12 protein-coding genes and 1 riboswitch are annotated in these 16,080 nt (G+C 66.7%); of the genes, 6 read left to right on the forward strand and 6 right to left on the reverse strand.

Annotated features, from left to right (window positions below; genetic code table 11):
* Positions 1-11: 11 nt before the first annotated feature.
* Positions 12-839, forward strand: coding sequence for a hypothetical protein (locus tag EDF74_RS00415; protein ID WP_123728365.1), 828 nt, complete (start codon positions 12-14; stop codon positions 837-839).
* 76 nt (positions 840-915) lie between these two features.
* Here the strand turns inward: EDF74_RS00415 and ahcY are convergent, their stop codons facing one another.
* Positions 916-2,361, reverse strand: a complete 1,446-nt coding sequence (ahcY, locus tag EDF74_RS00420; protein WP_123728366.1) for an adenosylhomocysteinase — start codon at positions 2,359-2,361, stop codon at positions 916-918.
* 35 nt (positions 2,362-2,396) lie between these two features.
* Positions 2,397-2,485: riboswitch (S-adenosyl-L-homocysteine riboswitch) on the reverse strand.
* A gap of 126 nt (positions 2,486-2,611) precedes the next feature.
* On the opposite strand from ahcY, the gene EDF74_RS00425 reads away from it, so the two are divergent.
* On the forward strand, positions 2,612-5,146 hold the full coding sequence (locus EDF74_RS00425) for an alpha/beta hydrolase family protein (RefSeq protein ID WP_123728367.1): 2,535 nt from the start codon (positions 2,612-2,614) through the stop codon (positions 5,144-5,146).
* 190 nt (positions 5,147-5,336) lie between these two features.
* Positions 5,337-8,048 carry a phosphoenolpyruvate carboxylase gene (ppc, locus tag EDF74_RS00430; RefSeq protein WP_123728368.1) on the forward strand — a complete coding sequence of 904 codons (2,712 nt, stop codon included), beginning with the start codon at positions 5,337-5,339 and terminating at the stop codon, positions 8,046-8,048.
* Between the two features lie 138 nt (positions 8,049-8,186).
* On the opposite strand, the gene EDF74_RS00435 is transcribed toward ppc, so the two are convergent.
* From EDF74_RS00435 to metK, 3 genes are all read right to left on the reverse strand, one after another.
* Positions 8,187-8,705, reverse strand: a complete 519-nt coding sequence (locus EDF74_RS00435) for an acyl-CoA thioesterase (protein WP_070471768.1) — start codon at positions 8,703-8,705, stop codon at positions 8,187-8,189.
* 58 nt (positions 8,706-8,763) lie between these two features.
* Positions 8,764-9,978: a hypothetical protein gene (locus EDF74_RS00440; protein ID WP_123728369.1), complete on the reverse strand. Its 1,215-nt coding sequence runs from the start codon at positions 9,976-9,978 to the stop codon at positions 8,764-8,766.
* A gap of 152 nt (positions 9,979-10,130) precedes the next feature.
* Positions 10,131-11,342, reverse strand: coding sequence for a methionine adenosyltransferase (metK, locus tag EDF74_RS00445; protein ID WP_019182462.1), 1,212 nt, complete (start codon positions 11,340-11,342; stop codon positions 10,131-10,133).
* 326 nt (positions 11,343-11,668) lie between these two features.
* Here metK and EDF74_RS00450 point away from each other — a divergent pair, with 326 nt between their 5' ends.
* The 3 genes from EDF74_RS00450 to EDF74_RS00460 are packed head-to-tail and all read left to right on the forward strand — an operon-like array spanning position 11,669 to position 14,073.
* Positions 11,669-12,511, forward strand: a complete 843-nt coding sequence (locus tag EDF74_RS00450; RefSeq protein WP_260232162.1) for a UDP-2,3-diacylglucosamine diphosphatase — start codon at positions 11,669-11,671, stop codon at positions 12,509-12,511.
* A gap of 48 nt (positions 12,512-12,559) precedes the next feature.
* On the forward strand, positions 12,560-13,636 hold the full coding sequence (locus tag EDF74_RS00455; protein WP_123728370.1) for a metal-dependent hydrolase: 1,077 nt from the start codon (positions 12,560-12,562) through the stop codon (positions 13,634-13,636).
* Positions 13,633-14,073, forward strand: a complete 441-nt coding sequence (locus tag EDF74_RS00460; RefSeq protein ID WP_123728371.1) for a hypothetical protein — start codon at positions 13,633-13,635, stop codon at positions 14,071-14,073. The genes EDF74_RS00455 and EDF74_RS00460 overlap by 4 nt, the downstream gene beginning before the upstream one ends.
* Positions 14,074-14,086: 13 nt before the next feature.
* Here EDF74_RS00460 and EDF74_RS00465 read toward each other — a convergent pair whose 3' ends face one another.
* Entirely contained in the window at positions 14,087-14,914 is an 828-nt protein-coding gene (locus tag EDF74_RS00465) for a methyltransferase domain-containing protein (RefSeq protein WP_121042748.1), read from the reverse strand.
* A 9-nt stretch (positions 14,915-14,923) separates the two neighbouring features.
* Complete coding sequence (gene dusB, locus EDF74_RS00470) at positions 14,924-15,916, reverse strand: tRNA dihydrouridine synthase DusB (RefSeq protein WP_123729668.1); 993 nt, start codon at positions 15,914-15,916, stop codon at positions 14,924-14,926.
* Positions 15,917-16,080: the final 164 nt, after the last annotated feature.

A 16,080-nucleotide genomic window follows, 5' to 3' on the forward strand; every position in this document is an offset into this window, starting at 1 on the left:
GGAAAGTTCCCATGCGCCTCTCTGGCCAATTCAACGCGCTCAGCTTCGATGGTGATGTGGCGCGCGGACCGTATCCCCCTCAGGGGTTTGTGTCGATCGCGGAAGGCGCGCTCGGCAATGGCGATTGTTTCGGGCTGTATTGGCCGTTGGGGCGCGAGGGAGACGCGCCCTTCGTCTGCGAGATGTTCCATGACGAATGGCGTATGGAACTGCGCCATTCCTCGGTGCAGGTGTTCTCGCGCTGGCTGGAGCTGAACGAAGGCGAGTATGGCGAGCATGAGGTCGAAGATCCCGGTTCGCCCTCCGAGCGGTTGGAGCAGGCGCGTGCGCAGGTGCTGGCAGCGGAGGTCGAGCAGGCCATTGAACTGCTGCGCGCAGCCTGCACCGCGTTCCCGGAGCTTCAGCAGGGCTGGGCGCTGCTGGCAAGCCAGTACATGCGGCAGGGGCAGCGCGATGCGGCGATCGATGCGGCACGTTCGGCGGTGCTGGCCAACTGGGCGTTTGGCATTCCCGAGGCCGGGGTGCTGCGCATCCTGCGCGCTGCCCCGGCCAGCACTGACCCGGTGATCGCGATGGTGCAGCGGATGGGCTTCGCGTTCGGCGGCGCCAAGACCAATCCGGATTACGCGCTGATGCAGGCCTGCATCGATGAATGCTGGGCTGCCGGTGACACCCTGACGGCGCTGCGACTGTCGCAGAACCGCTGCTACGTGCTTGCTGGCGAAACGGTCTCTTTTCAGGAACGCGAAGGGTTCATGCTGTCGCGCTGGCAAGCGGACTTCGCCGGGCAGTGCCAGGCTGTCCTCAACGACGACCGCAGGGGTTTCAGGCAGGATTGAAGGGCATCGCGCCACAAAAAAAACGGGCGCCTTCCGGCGCCCGTCTGTTTTCAACGCAACTGGACCGGCATGCCGATCAGTAGCGGTAATGCTCCGGCTTGAACGGACCTTCCACCGGCACGCCGATGTAATCGGCCTGTTCCTGGCTCAGGGTGGTCAGCTTCACGCCGATCTTTTCCAGATGCAGGCGCGCCACTTCTTCGTCCAGCTTCTTCGGCAGCAGGTACACCTTCTTCTCGTAGCTGTCCTTGTTCGCCCACAGGTCGATCTGTGCGAGCGTCTGGTTGGCGAACGAGTTGGACATCACGAAGCTCGGGTGGCCGGTGGCGCAGCCCAGGTTGACCAGACGGCCGTCGGCCAGCAGGAAGATCGCATTGCCGTTGTCGAAGATGTACTTGTCGACCTGCGGCTTGATGTTGATCTTCTGCACGCCGGCCAGCGCGTTCAGCGCATCGACCTGGATCTCGTTGTCGAAGTGGCCGATGTTGCAGACGATGGCCTGGTCCTTCATCGCGCTCAGGTGCTCGATGCGGATGATGTCCTTGTTGCCGGTGGTGGTGACGTAGATGTCGCCACGGCCCAGGGTGGATTCGATGGTGTTGACCTCGAAGCCTTCCATCGCCGCCTGCAGGGCGCAGATCGGATCGATCTCGGTGACCACGACGCGTGCGCCGTAGGCACGCAGCGAAGCGGCGCAGCCCTTGCCCACGTCACCGTAGCCGCAGACCACGGCAACCTTGCCGGCCAGCATCACGTCCATCGCGCGCTTGAGACCATCGGCCAGCGACTCGCGGCAGCCGTACAGGTTGTCGAACTTGCTCTTGGTGACCGAGTCGTTGACGTTGATCGCCGGGATCAGCAGGGTGCCGGCCTGGGCCAGCTGGTACAGGCGGTGCACGCCGGTGGTGGTCTCTTCGGAGACGCCCTTCCAGTCCTTGACCACGCGGGCCCAGTAACCCGGACGCTCCTTGGCCACGCGCTTGAGCAGGTTCTTGATGACCTGCTCTTCGTGCGAGGCGGCCTTTTCATCGACCCAGGTGCTGCCGTTTTCGAGCTCATAGCCCTTGTGGATCAGCAGGGTCACATCGCCGCCGTCGTCCACCACCAGCTCCGGGCCGGTCAGGGTGCCGTCGGGCAGGGTGAAGGTCAGCGCGTCCAGGGTGCAGTCCCAGTACTCTTCCAGGGTTTCACCCTTCCAGGCGAACACCGGGGTGCCCGATGCGGCGATCGCCGCGGCGGCATGGTCCTGGGTCGAGAAGATGTTGCACGAGGCCCAGCGCACGTCGGCGCCGATGTCCTTCAGGGTCTCGATCAGCACCGCGGTCTGGATGGTCATATGCAGCGAGCCGGTCACGCGCACGCCCTTCAGCGGCAGGGTGGCGGCGTGCTTGCGACGGATCGACATCAGGCCCGGCATTTCATGCTCGGCGATGTCCAGCTCCTTGCGGCCCCAATCGGCCAGGGAGATGTCGGCAATCTTGTAATCGCCTTCGGTGGAGAAGGTCTTGGCAACAGCGTTCATTCAAAGCTCCGGTGTAATGACGAGTCGATACTCGTGTTCGCCGGGCGCCGTTGGAACCAATCCTGGCCACCGAGCCTGGCCGCCCCCGGACAAGTCCGGCACGGTCGCAGCGCCCCTCGGTGGAGGGTCACCCATTATATCGCGGCCGGTTGCATTGGCATGAATCGGTCCCTGCCCCCAACCATCGGCAGGGGGGCGATCGGCGCGCGGCTGTTAAGGTCGGGGGTTCGTATCAGTACAGGCACAGAACATGACACGCACCCCCGGTCGACGCGCTCCACAGTGGCGCCATACCTTGATCCTCGGCCTGGCCCTGCTGGCGGTGCCGCCATTGGCGCTGGCCGCCACCCCGGCCGCGAAGATCACTGCGCCGACCGCAGCCGCCGCCAAGGGCGATCAGGGCGGCTACCAGCTGCCGTCGCCGGCCCTGCAGGCCGTGGTCGATGCGCCGCGTGCCCCGACGCTGAGCCTGTCCCCGCGCCGTGATCTGGCCGCGCTGCTGCAGACGCCGCCGCTGCCGTCGATCAACGACGTCGCCCAGCCGGAACTGAAGCTGGCCGGCCTGCGCATCAACCCGGCCACGCATTCGGCCAGCCGCTTCAGCTTCGCCGACAAGCTGTGGCTGATGAGCGTCGCCGATGGCAAGGAGCGCCAGATCAGCGGGCTGCCGCAGCCGTTGTCGATCGCCACCTTTGCCTGGTCGCCGGACCAGAAGTACATCGCCTTCAACCAGGTGCACGCGGCCACCCACACCAATGAACTGTGGATCGTTGATGTCGACGCCGGTTCGGCGCGCCGCCTGGTCGGTGATCTGAACACGGTGATGGGCGATGGCTACAGCTGGCAGCCCGACAGCCGGGGGCTGCTGGTGATGCAGCAGCTCAAGGGCCAGGGCGCGGCACCGGCCGCCGGCGGCATTCCGACCGGCCCGGCGATCCAGCAGACCGAGGCCGACGCCGGTGTGCGCACGATCCGTACCTACCAGGACATGCTCAAGAACGAGGCCGATGCCCGCCTCTTCGACTACTACGCCAGCGCGCAGCCGGCCAAGGTCGCCCTCAACGGCGTGACCACGCCGCTGTCCACCGGCGGGGTGTACTGGGATGTCACGCTCTCCCCGGATGGCCGTTACCTGCTGAGCGAGCGGGTGGTGCGTCCTTACTCCTATCTGGTGCCGGCCAGCGCGTTCGCGCGTCGCATCGAAGTGCTGTCCGCGGTGGATGGCAAGCTCGAACACACCGTCGCCGACCTGCCATTGAAGGAAGGCCTGCCGACCGGCAACGATGCGGTGGCCACCGGCGTGCGCCGGATCGACTGGCGCGCCGATGCCCCGGCGACCCTGGTCTGGGCCGAAGCGCAGGACGGCGGCGACCCGAACCGCGAGGCCAAGGTGCGCGATGCGGTGCTGATGCAGGCGGCGCCCTTCGATAAGCCGCCGGTGACGCTGGCGCAGCTGGGCAGCCGTTATGCGGGCATCCAGTGGGGGCGTGGCGATCTGGCGCTGCTCAACGAATCGTGGTGGAAGAACCGCGAGGTCAAGCAGTGGCGGATCGCGCCGGACCAGCCGGAGAAGGCGGCCGAGCTGTTGTCGGCGCGCTCCTCTCAGGACCGTTACAACGACCCGGGCCGCCCGGGCCTGGTGCGCGACGTCAACGGTCGCTCGCGCCTGCAGGTCAGTGCCGACGGCCGCAGCATCTTCCTGTACGGACTGGGCGCCTCGCCGGAAGGCGACCGTCCGTTCGTGGACCGCTTCGATCTGGACAGCAAGCAGACCACCCGCCTGTTCCACTCGCAGGCGCCGTCCTACGCCGCGCCGGTGGCGCTGCTCGACCAGGAAGGCACCTCGCTGCTGCTGACCCGTGAATCGCCCGACGAGCCGGCCAACTTCTACGTGCAGTCGCTGGCCGATGCCACCGCGGCACCGAAGGCGTTGACCCACTTCCAGCACCCGCTGCCGCAGCTGCGTGGGGTGAGCAAGGAGCAGATCCGCTACAAGCGCAACGATGGCGTCGACCTGACCGCCACGCTGATGCTGCCGCCGGGCTACAACGCGAAGAAGGACGGTCCGTTGCCGCTGCTGATGTGGGCCTACCCGGGCGAGTTCAAGACCGCCGAAGCCGCCAGCCAGGTCACCGATTCCCCGTACCGCTTCAACGCGATCAGCTACTGGGGTCCGCAGGCGTTCCTTGCCAAGGGCTACGCGGTGCTGGTCAGCCCTTCGATGCCGATCATCGGCGAGGGCGACAAGGAGCCGAACGACACCTACCTGCCGCAGCTGATCGCCAATGCCGAGGCGGCCGTGAATGAAGTGGTGCGGCGTGGCGTGACCGACCGTGAGCACATCGCGATCGGCGGCCACTCCTACGGTGCGTTCATGACCGCCAACCTGCTCGCGCATACCCGCCTGTTCAAGGCCGGCATCGCGCGCAGCGGTGCGTACAACCGCACGCTGACCCCGTTCGGCTTCCAGGCCGAAGAGCGCAACTACTGGCAGGCGCAGGACGTCTACCAGAAGATGTCGCCGTTCAACTACGCCGACAAGATCAAGGACCCGATCCTCTTCATCCACGGCGTGGACGACAACAACTCCGGCACGTTCCCGATCCAGAGCGAGCGCATGTTCGCCGCGGTGAAGGGGCTGGGCGGGACGTCGCGGCTGGTGATGCTGCCCAACGAATCGCACGCCTACCGTGCACGCGAATCGATCATGACCATGCTGGCCGAGAGCGAGCGCTGGCTGGAGCAGACCGTAGGCGAAGGGAAGCCCGTCAAGAAGAAGCGCTGAGCTGGCAGGTGCCGGCCACTGGTGGTACCTGAAAACACCCGGTAGGTACCGGCCGTTGGCCGGTACGGAACAATCGGTAATGCCGGCCCCTTGCCGGCATTACCAGATGTAACTATTTGCGCGACGCAGCAACGACGCGATTGTGGGTTAGGCTTGAGCGGATTCCGTTCCCGAGGCCAGTGCGTCGCAGATGAACGAGTACCGTAGCAGCATCGTTTTTGCCACTCCCGATATTCCCCTGCGTGACGATGTACGCCGACTCGGCGCACTGGTCGGCGACCTGCTCGCCGAGCAGGTGTCCACGCAGTTTCTCGATGATGTGGAACAGGTGCGTACGCGCGCCATCGCCCGCCGCGAAAGCGACGCCCCGCTGTCCGATCTCAACGACGTCCTGACCGGCCTGCCGCCGGCGCGCGCCGAAGCGATGGTGCGTGCTTTCAGCACCTACTTCCAGGTGGTGAACATCGCCGAGCGCGTGCACCGTATCCGCCGTCGCCGCGACTACCAGCGTGCCGGTACGGCCACGCCGCAGCCGGATGGCCTGCAGGATGCACTGGTCAATCTCAAAGCGCAGGGCGTGACCCTGGCCGAGCTGGCGCAGTGGCTGCCGCGCATCGATATCGAGCCGGTGTTCACCGCGCATCCGACCGAAGCCGTCCGCCGCGCGCTTTTGGAAAAAGAGCAGTTGATGGTCGCCAGCCTGGTCGACAACCTCGACGGCCAGCGCACGCCGGGTGAAGCCGCCGCCGACGCTGCACGTTTCCGCATGGCCCTGACGGCGTCGTGGCAGACCACCGATTCCTCGCCCGTGCGCCCGACCGTGGACGACGAGCGGGAGCATGTCGGCTTCTATCTGGTGCAGGTGCTGTACCGGGTGATTCCGGTGCTGTACGAATCGCTGCAGCAGGCGCTGCTGGATACCTACGGCGAGGAACTGCCGCTGCCGCGCCTGCTGCGCTTCGGCACGTGGGTGGGCGGCGACATGGACGGCAATCCGAACGTGGACGCCGGCACCATCCGCAACACGCTCGATGCGCAGCGCCAGGCCGTACTCGGGCGCTACCAGAAAGACCTGCTGCAGCTGGCCAGCCTGCTCAGCCAGTCCACCGAGCGGGTGGCGGTCAGCGATGCGCTGCAGGCACGTGTGGAGCAGTACAAGGTACTGCTGCCCAAGGTCACCTCGCGGCCACGACATGCCGACATGCCGTACCGCCTGCTCAACGACCGCATGCGCGCACGCGTGCAGGCGACGATGGACGATGCGGAAGGTGCTTACGCGTCGCCGCAGGAACTCACCGACGACATCGAGCTGATCCTGCGCAGCCTGCACGACAACAAGGGCGACCACGCCGGCGGCTTCGCGGTGCGTCGCCTGCTGTGGCGGGTGCGTACCTTTGGCTTCCATCTGGCGAGGTTGGATGTACGTCAGGAATCGAGCGTGCACGGCCGGGCGTTGGCCAGCGTGCTGGATGGACAGGACGCCTGGGACGGCGCCGATGCGGTCAGCCGCGCCGCGCGCCTGGCCCCGTTCGCCAGTGGCGAGCAGGCGCTGCCGGCGAGCAACGAAGAAGGCGGTGAGCGCCTGGACGCGGTGTTCGCGGCGCTGGCCGATGCACGCCACCGGCACGGTGCCGACGCGCTGGGCAGTTACATCATTTCAATGGCGCACGACCGCAGCGATGTGCTCGCCGTACTCGCGCTGGCGCGTCGCGGCGGCCTGGTGGATGACGCCGGCGCGGTGCCGCTGGACATCGCGCCGTTGTTCGAAACCGTGGATGACCTCAAGCGCGGTACCGACACCCTGCGCGATCTGCTGGCCGACCCGGTCTACCGTACGCACCTGGCGTCGCGCGGTGATGTGCAGATGGTGATGCTCGGCTATTCGGACAGTGGCAAGGACGGCGGTATCGCGGCCTCGCGCTGGGGCCTGCAGCGCGCCCAGGTGGAACTGCTGGACGTCGCTGCCGAGAACGACATCCGGCTGACCTTCTTCCACGGCCGTGGCGGCTCGATCAGCCGCGGGGGCGGCAAGACCACCCACGCGGTGGATGCCTCGCCGCGCGGCAGCATCGACGGCCGTCTGCGTGTAACCGAGCAGGGCGAAGTGATCCATCGCAAGTACGGCATCCGTGCACTGGCGCTGCGCTCGCTGGAGCAGTCCACCGGTGCGGTGCTGCGCTCCAGCCTGCGCCCGCGCGCAGCGGAACCGCGCGAGGAACAGTGGCGCCCGGTGATGGACCTGATCGCGCAGAAGAGTGCGGAGGCGTACCGCGCTTTCGTCGGCCAGATAGACTTCATGCAGTACTTCCGCCTGGCCACGCCGATCGACGTGATCGAGCGGATGACCTTGGGTTCACGCCCGTCGCGCCGGCTGGGCGAGGATGCTGCACTGACCAACCTGCGTGCGATTCCGTGGGTGTTCGCCTGGAGCCAGGCGCGTGCCGTGATTCCGGGCTGGTATGGCGTCGGCAGTGGCCTGCAGGCGGCGGTCGATGCCGGTCACGAAGGCCTCCTGAAAGAGATGGCGCGCGACTGGCCGTTCTTCAGCACGTTCCTGGACGACATCGCCATGGTGCTGTCCAAGGGCGACCTGACCATCGCCGAACAGTTCTCGCAGCTGTCCGGTGCGTTGCATGGCCGCTTCTTCCCGCAGATCCAGGGCGAGCTTGAGCTCACCTCACAGTGGATCCTGGCCCTTACCGGGCAGGACGCACTGCTGCAGCACGACCAGCGCCTGGCGCTGTCGATCCGCCTGCGCAATCCCTACATCGATCCGATCAGCGTGCTGCAGGTGGACCTGCTGCGCCGCTGGCGGGAGAGCGGGGGCGAAGACGACGATGTGCTGCGCGCGCTGGTGGCGTGCGTGAACGGTGTTGCGCAGGGCGTGCAGAACACCGGATAGGCCATACCGGGTAGTGGCGGGTAGGCCACCATGACGGGTAGTGCCGGCCGCTGGCCGGCAGCGCGCGCCATCTGGCAGGTATCCACCACCGGTCGATATCTGCCGGCTAGGCCATGACCGTTGGTCATGGCGCAGGGTTCAGACCCGCTCGACCAGATCACCCGGTGCGGGCGGATTGGATGCCAGCAGCTCCAGGTGACGCTGCTCCATCTCCTCGCGCAGTTGGCGGCGGATCAACGCGGCCGCATGCCGGCGGCGTTCGTCGGCGGTCTCCAGCACCAGCGGCGGCACCGGGGTCGGCTTGCCGTCGTCGTCCACCGCGACCATGGTGAAGAAGCAGCTGTTGGCGTGGCGCACGCTGCGCTTGAGGATGTCCTCGGCCACTACCTTGACCCCGATTTCCATCGAGGAGGTGCCGGTGTAGTTCACCGAGGCCAGGAAGGTGACCAGCTCGCCGACCGCGATCGGCTGGCGGAACATCACCTGGTCCACCGAGAGGGTGACCACGTAGCTGCCGGCATAGCGGCTGGCGCACGCGTAGGCAACCTGGTCGAGCAGGCGCAGCACCGCACCGCCGTGCACCTTGCCGGAGAAATTGGCCATGTCCGGTGACATCAGCACCGTCATGGAGAGCTGGTTGGATTTGAATTCGGGCATGGCTGGAGTGTATCCCCACGACTGGAACAGCGTCAGCGAGGGGCTGACCCCTGCGTTGCTACTGGACGGCAAGGCGCTCCAGGAGGTCTGCCGAAGGGTAGCCGAGGGTGAGGTAGCGTGGCGGATGCAGGTGCCGGAGATCTGGCTCCAGCAGGTGGCCAATCACCGGCATGGCAGCTTCCCATGCGACGAACATGACCCGGGGGGATTCCGCGTCGGGTATTACGAATCCGATCATGTCAGTCTGCGGGAGTGATGCGAGCGCCACGTTTCCCCAACTGCAGAAAGACGTGAGCTCGCCGTCCTGCTCTTTCACCAGATAACTGGCAACGTGCACATCTTCGTCCTGTGCCTCATGCACACGTCGCAGCAGCTGCTGCTGCATCTGGTAGGCATCCTGCCGGAATGCGTACCGCAGGCGGGCCTGCTTGGCGCGGAGCAGGTCCGACGCCGGCGTGAATGCCTGGATGCGGCCTTCATCGTCGTAGCAGAGCAGTTCCCATGAAATGGCGCGCCCTGCCGCCACTGCATCGCTGGCCAGGTCGAACATCCGGGCCTGCGCGTCCAGATCCCGTTCTCCGGCGACCATGAACAGATCGCGTGTGGGCAGCATGAACACCGGTCGTCCCGTGATCGGGATCCGGTTGACCAGTTCGGGCAGCAGGGCGCGACTGCTGTCGTAGCCGTCTTGCCAGGCGGCGTGGAACAGGCCCGGGGCGAGCGGCAGGAAGGGCACCTGTTCAATGCCGCGCAGGTTGCTGCGTGCGGTATCGAGCGCCTCATGCAGAGACACCCCCCAAGCGGGGTCAGGGCCATCCTGTTTGGTCAGGGTGTGCTCGGGATGATCCACCGCAAGCAGTTCCACGCATTCCTCCGTGATCCTGCGGAACTGGAGGGTGCTCGGAGCCTCCCAGCCCGTCGTTTCGATCGCGTGCAACCGCACCTGCTCCAGCTGGGAGATGCTGCGGAGGATCGGGCGGAGCAGTGGACGCAGCGCATTCCACCCTGCGTCACCGTCGTCCACGGGACGCAGGCTGCGCACGAACATGTCCAGCGCCTCCTGCTGCTTGCCGCGCTTCGCATCAAGGTAGGCGCGGTGGGCGTTGAAGAGGTGAAAATACGAGCCGTCACCCACGCGGATGCGGAACAGATCCGCCTCGTAGGTCATGGGGGCCGTCATGCCGTGGCGGTGTGCGGTAGCAATGAAACGCTCGGCAAATGCTTCGTTGCCGGGGTTGTCTTTGAACAGCCTGTCCATCAGTGCTGAAAACATCGGTGACCTTCCTTGTCCTGTGTTCGTGCATCCTCGCCTGCCGGGGCTGTACAGGCAACCCGTGACCTGACATTTCCGCAGTCCGGAAAAGAAAACGGGCCGCTGGTGCGGCCCGTTTCCAATCGACGTCGGGCGGAGCCCGATGCGACCGCTTACTTCAACTTCGCATCCGCGCGCAGGGCGGCGGCGCGATCGGTCTTCTCCCAGGAGAAGGCGGTCGCGTTGACCTGTTCGCCAGCACCGTTGGTGTAGCTGAACTCCTTGGCCTTGCGGCCGAAGTGGCCGTAGGCCGCGGTCTGCTGGTACATCGGGTGGATCAGGTCCAGCATCTGGATGATGCCGTACGGGCGCAGGTCGAAATGCTTGCGGATCAGCTTCTCGATCTTGTCATCGCTGATCTTGCCGGTGCCGAAGGTGGTGACCGAGATCGAGGTCGGCTCGGCCACGCCGATGGCGTAGGAGACCTGCACTTCGCAACGGTCGGCCAGGCCGGCGGCAACGACGTTCTTGGCGACGTAACGGGCCGCGTAAGCCGCCGAACGGTCGACCTTGGACGGATCCTTGCCCGAGAACGCACCACCACCGTGACGGGCCCAGCCGCCGTAGGTGTCGACGATGATCTTGCGGCCGGTCAGGCCACAGTCGCCCACCGGGCCGCCGATCTCGAACTTGCCGGTCGGGTTGATGTGGAACTTGGTGCCCTTGTGCAGCCACTTGGCCGGCAGCACCGGCTTGATGATCTCTTCGCGGACGGCCTCGATGAGGTCCTTCTGCTTCACGCCCGGGGCGTGCTGGGTCGACAGCACCACCGCGTCGATGGCCGAGACGGCGCCGTTTTCATAGCGCAGGGTGACCTGGCTCTTGGCATCCGGGCGCAGCCAGGACAGCGGGGAGTTCTTCTTCTTGCGGATCTTGGCCTGCTGCTCGACCAGGCGGTGCGACAGGTGGATCGCGGCCGGCATGTAGCTGTCGGTCTCGTTGGTGGCATAGCCGAACATCAGGCCCTGGTCGCCAGCGCCCATTTCTTCGGGCTTCTTGCGGTCCACGCCCTGGGCGATGTGCGGCGACTGCTTGCCGATCAGGTTCAGCACGCCGCAGGTCGCGCCGTCGAAGCCGACGTCGGAGCTGTCGTAGCCGATGTCCAGGATCACCTTGCGGGTCAAGGCTTCCAGGTCGATCCAGGCGCTGGTGGTGATTTCACCGGCGACAATAGCCACGCCAGTCTTGACCATGGTTTCGCAGGCCACGCGCGCACGCTTGTCCTGGGTCAGGATCGCGTCCAGCACCGCATCGGAGATCTGGTCGGCAATCTTGTCCGGATGGCCTTCGGAGACCGATTCGGAGGTGAACAGGTAGCTGGACATCAGGCGTAATATCCTTTGATTCGGATGGAAAGATGGCCGCGAATGATACACGGCAAGTCGCGCACTTGCATTGTGCGTCAGCACGGGTTGCCGGTGGTTAAGCTCGCGTGCCCGTCGCAGGGCCCTATGTGACGGGATTGCGTCCCAGCGTCGCCGCCCAGTGTTCCACGGGCGTGACAAATGGCCAGCGGGCCCTCCCGGTCGGCGGGCGTGGCAGACGCTCCAGTCCTGAGTGTGTCACCCGGCCGTCGTCAAACCGCCATCGGGCTGTCGCCGGGGCGGTGCAGGCTTCGGCGCATCCGGCCGCCGGACCTGAGGAGCACGCCATGCACGGATTCGAGCAGCGCGACGCGCGGGAGGCCGCCACGCGGCCCGTGACGACCTTGCCGCCCCATCGGCGGGCCGTCTTCCTGTCTGACGTGCACCTGGGCTCACGCCACTGCCATGCCGCCGAACTGGCTCGTTTCCTGGCCGAGCTGCGTTGCGAACGCCTGTATCTGGTGGGCGACATCATCGACCTGTGGTGGATGGCGCACCGCCGGGCCGCCTGGCGGCCGGCCCACAGCGAGGTGATCCAGGCGCTGCACGCGCTGCAGCGCACCGGCACCGAGATCATCTACATCCCCGGCAACCACGATGCCTCGCTGCGCAAGGTCTGCGGGCTGATGCTGCCGGCCATGCAGGTGCGTCGGCGGGCGATCCATGTGACCGCCGACGGGCGCCGGCTGCTGGTCGTGCACGGCGATGACTACGACTGTGTCACTCACTTCGGAGGTCTGCAGGAGAAGTTCGGGGACTGGCTGTACTACCGCATCCTCACCGGCAACCACCTGCTCAATGCCGCGCGACGACGGCTCGGCCAGCGCTACTGGTCGCTCTCCGAATTCCTCAAGAAGCGCAGCGGCGCGGCCGAGCGCTACATCGAGCGCTTCGTCCAGGCCGGGCTTGAGGATGTGCGGCGGCGCGGTCTGGATGGCATCGTCTGCGGGCATATCCACCGTGCCGCGCTGGTCGAACGCGACGGGCTGATCTATGCCAACGACGGCGACTGGGTGGAAAGCCTGACCGCGTTGGCCGAAGACCCGGATGGGAGCCTGCGGCTGCTGGATCACACCGGGCAGACCCTGGTGGCGCTGCCCGGCAGCGCCGCATTTGCCAGGGCGGCCTGAGCAAAACGGCAGAGGCGCATGACCAGTCCCGGCTGCTAGCATCGGCCGATGGACTCCTTTACCCAGATCGTTCTCGGCGGCGCAGTCGCCGCCGCCATCGCCCCGGCCGGCCATCGCCGCGCTGCCCTGTTGGCCGGTGCCGCACTCGGCACCCTGCCGGACCTGGATGCGCTGGTACTGGCCTTCACTGCTGCCGATCCCGTGGCGCTGATGGTCGAACACCGCAGCTACAGCCACTCGCTGCTGGTGCTGCCGTGGGTGGCCGCGCTGATCTGGTGGCTGTTCAAGCGGTTCGGTCACGGCCGCGTGGCGCAGGCGCCGGGGCGCTGGTTCTGGGCGATCCTGCTGGCGTTGATCACCCATCCGCTGCTGGATGCCTTCACCGTTTACGGCACCCAGCTGTGGTGGCCGTTCACCCCGCACCCGACGATGTGGGCCAGCGTCTTCATCATCGACCCGCTGTACACCGTTTGGCTGCTGCTCGCCTGTGCAGTGGCATGGTTTGCGCGGGCGCGTCCGCTGGCGCAGAAGGCGCTGGTGGCCGGGCTGGTGCTAAGCAGTGGTTACCTGGGCTGGTCGTTGCTGGCCAAGCACACGGTCGATCGCGAAGCCGACCGCGCCCTGGCGGCGATGGGGCTGGGCGATGCGCCGCGCTTCTCGGTGGCGATGCCATTCAACACACTGCTCTGGCAGGTGGTGGCGATGACGCCCAACGGCTACGTGATCGGCGAACGCTCGCTGATCGCCGACTACGGCCCGATGACCTTCGAGGGCCATCCCTCCAACGTGCAGGCCCTGCGCCAGGCGGCCGAGCTGCCGGCCGTGCAGCGGCTGAACTGGTTCAACCGCGGCTTCATGCGTGCCCAGGTGGTCGATGGCGAACTGCGGCTCAGCGATCTGCGCATGGGCCTGGAGCCGGACTACACCTTCACCTTCGCGGTTGCGCGGGCCGAGGGCGAGGGCTGGGCTGCGATCACGCCGCGACAGCTGCGCCCGGCGTATGAAGGGGAGCAGGGCAGGACGATGCTGAAGCGTCGGTTCGCGGCCCTGTGGCAGCGCATCTGGCATGCGCCGCCGAGCACCGACGTGATCGCACCGAAGGCAGGTTGGACGGAGGCACCGTGACCGAACGGTTTGAAATGGAGATCAATGGCACGCGCTACACGCGGCTGGCCGATGTGCCGCCGGAATACCGCGCGCTGTTGCTGGATGTGACCCCGGGCCGCTCCGCCGAGCAGCCGGCGGTGCCGTTGCGCGAGATCCTGCACAAGGCCAAGGCGCAGCCGGACCGCGCGCGCCAGCAGCAGGTGCTGTTGGACGAGCTGCGCAAGGTCGATCCCGAGCGGGCGCGGCGCATGCAGAACAAGATCACCGAGCGCAGCCAGCGGCCGGCCACCGGTACCCTGGAAGTGGGCAACACACCCACCGCACGCCCGCGCGAAGGCGCGCGCAACACCGCCGGTGGCAGCACGGTGGCCCCGGGGGATCGGGGCGGACTGGGTATCTGGGTGTTGCTGGCGGCAGCGGTCGGGGTAACCCTGGTCGCCTGGGCGACGCGCTAGCGCCGCGCCGCGATCAATACACCGTTGCGCGGGCCTGCACGAAGGAGAAGAAGAACACCGCGTTGGGGTCGTTCTGGACCAGGCTGAACTCGCGGCGCATGCCGTCCACCGTTTCCTGGTCGACCAGGCCGGCTTCCAGCAACGGATCGGCGGCCGACAACAGCAGCTGCTCCCAGAACGCGATCATGGTCTTGCGACGGGCCGGTTCGCGGTTGTCCAGGTGGATGGTCTTGATCTCGGTGTGCACGTCGCGGAAGCCACCGGCCAGCAGCAGGTTGCCGAGCTTGGCACCGACGAACGGATCGCCACCGTGGTCGTACTGGAAATCGTTGAAGGCCATCCAGTAGCGCCAGATATGCGGCGAGTACGGATCGAGCAGGAACGAGGCGTTCATCACTTCGGTGACGTACACCGGCGAGCCCGGCACCAGCACGCGGCGCACTTCGTTGAGTACCCGCGCCGGTGAGGGCACATGCTCCAGGACCCAGCACAGGAAGGCCGAGTCGAACTCGCGCGCGCCGAACGGCAGGTTGCCGGCATCGGCCTGCAGCAGTGTGTAGCGCTCGCGGCACCATGGCGTCCTGGCCAGGTTGGTGGCGGCGGTGGCCAGCTGCGCCTCGCTCAGGTCCACGCCGGTGACATGCAGTTCCGGGAACCGCCGCAGCAGGATGTCCGTCTGTGCGCCCACGCCGCTGCCGACTTCCAGCAGGCGCGTGGCGCCGCCGTAATCGATGCCGCTGAAGATGCTCGATTCGAACAGGCGCGACTGGGTGACCAGGCGGTGCTGCTCGGTATCGGAGAAGCCGTGGAGATAGGTCGGTGCAGTGATGGGCGGGGTCATGGCGAAGGCTCAGGCAGCGGACGACAACGACTCGCCGGCGGCGAGGGCGTCGAAATATTCGGTGGTCAGGGCGACCTGGCTGGCCGCATCCTCGGCGCGGTTGACCACCGCACGGAAGGCGGCGTTTTCCGGCCGGTCCTTGGCGTACCAGCCCAGGTGCTTGCGCGCGATGCGCACGCCCTGCTGCTCGCCATAGAAATCATGCAGCGCATGCAGGTGGCCCAGCAGCAGGTTGCGTACCTCGGCGACCGACGGCGGCGCAAGCAGTTCGCCGGTGGCCAGGTAGTGCGCCACCTCGCGGAAGATCCACGGGCGGCCCTGGGCGGCGCGACCGATCATCACCGCATCCACGCCGGTCTGCTTGAGCACCTGCGCGGCCTTCTGCGGCGAATCGATGTCGCCGTTGGCGATCACCGGAATGCGCAGCGCGGCCTTGATCGCGCCGATGGTCTCGTACTCGGCGGTGCCGGTGTAATGCTGGTCGCGGGTACGCCCGTGCACGGCCAACGCGGCGATGCCGCTGTCTTCGGCGATGCGGGCGATCAGCGGGCCATTGCGGTGGTCGCAGTCCCAGCCGGTGCGGATCTTCAGGGTGACCGGTACGTCCACCGCGTTGACCACGGCGGTCAGGATGCGCGCGACCAGATCCTCATCGCGCATCAGCGCCGAACCGGCCCAGGCGTTGCACACCTTCTTGGCCGGGCAGCCCATGTTGATGTCGATGATCTGCGCGCCGTGGTCCACGTTGTAGCGCGCCGCCTCGGCCAGCTGCTGCGGCTCGGTCCCGGCGATCTGCACGCTGATCGGGTCCGGCTCGCCGGCATGGTCCATGCGGTGGAGCGATTTGCGGGTGTTCCAGAAGCGCGGATCGGAGATGGTCATCTCCGAGGCGGCCAAGCCCGCACCCAGCTGTTTGCACAGCAGGCGGAAGGGCTTGTCGGTGACACCGGCCATCGGCGCCAGCACCACGTTGGGCTGGATGTTGTAGGGGCCAATCTGCATGCGGGCATTGTAGTGCCGGCCGCTGGCCGGCAACCACGCAGGCACCGTCACCTGTTCAGGCCGATCTGGAAGGGCCTGATGCGCTCCGGTCATGAGCATATGCTTGACGATTGCTTCCGTCGTCCCCAATGGCCGGGGATGCTGGGCAGTTACGTCCTGCGCAG

Source organism: Stenotrophomonas rhizophila (genome assembly GCF_003751305.1).
Taxonomy (GTDB): domain Bacteria; phylum Pseudomonadota; class Gammaproteobacteria; order Xanthomonadales; family Xanthomonadaceae; genus Stenotrophomonas; species Stenotrophomonas rhizophila_B.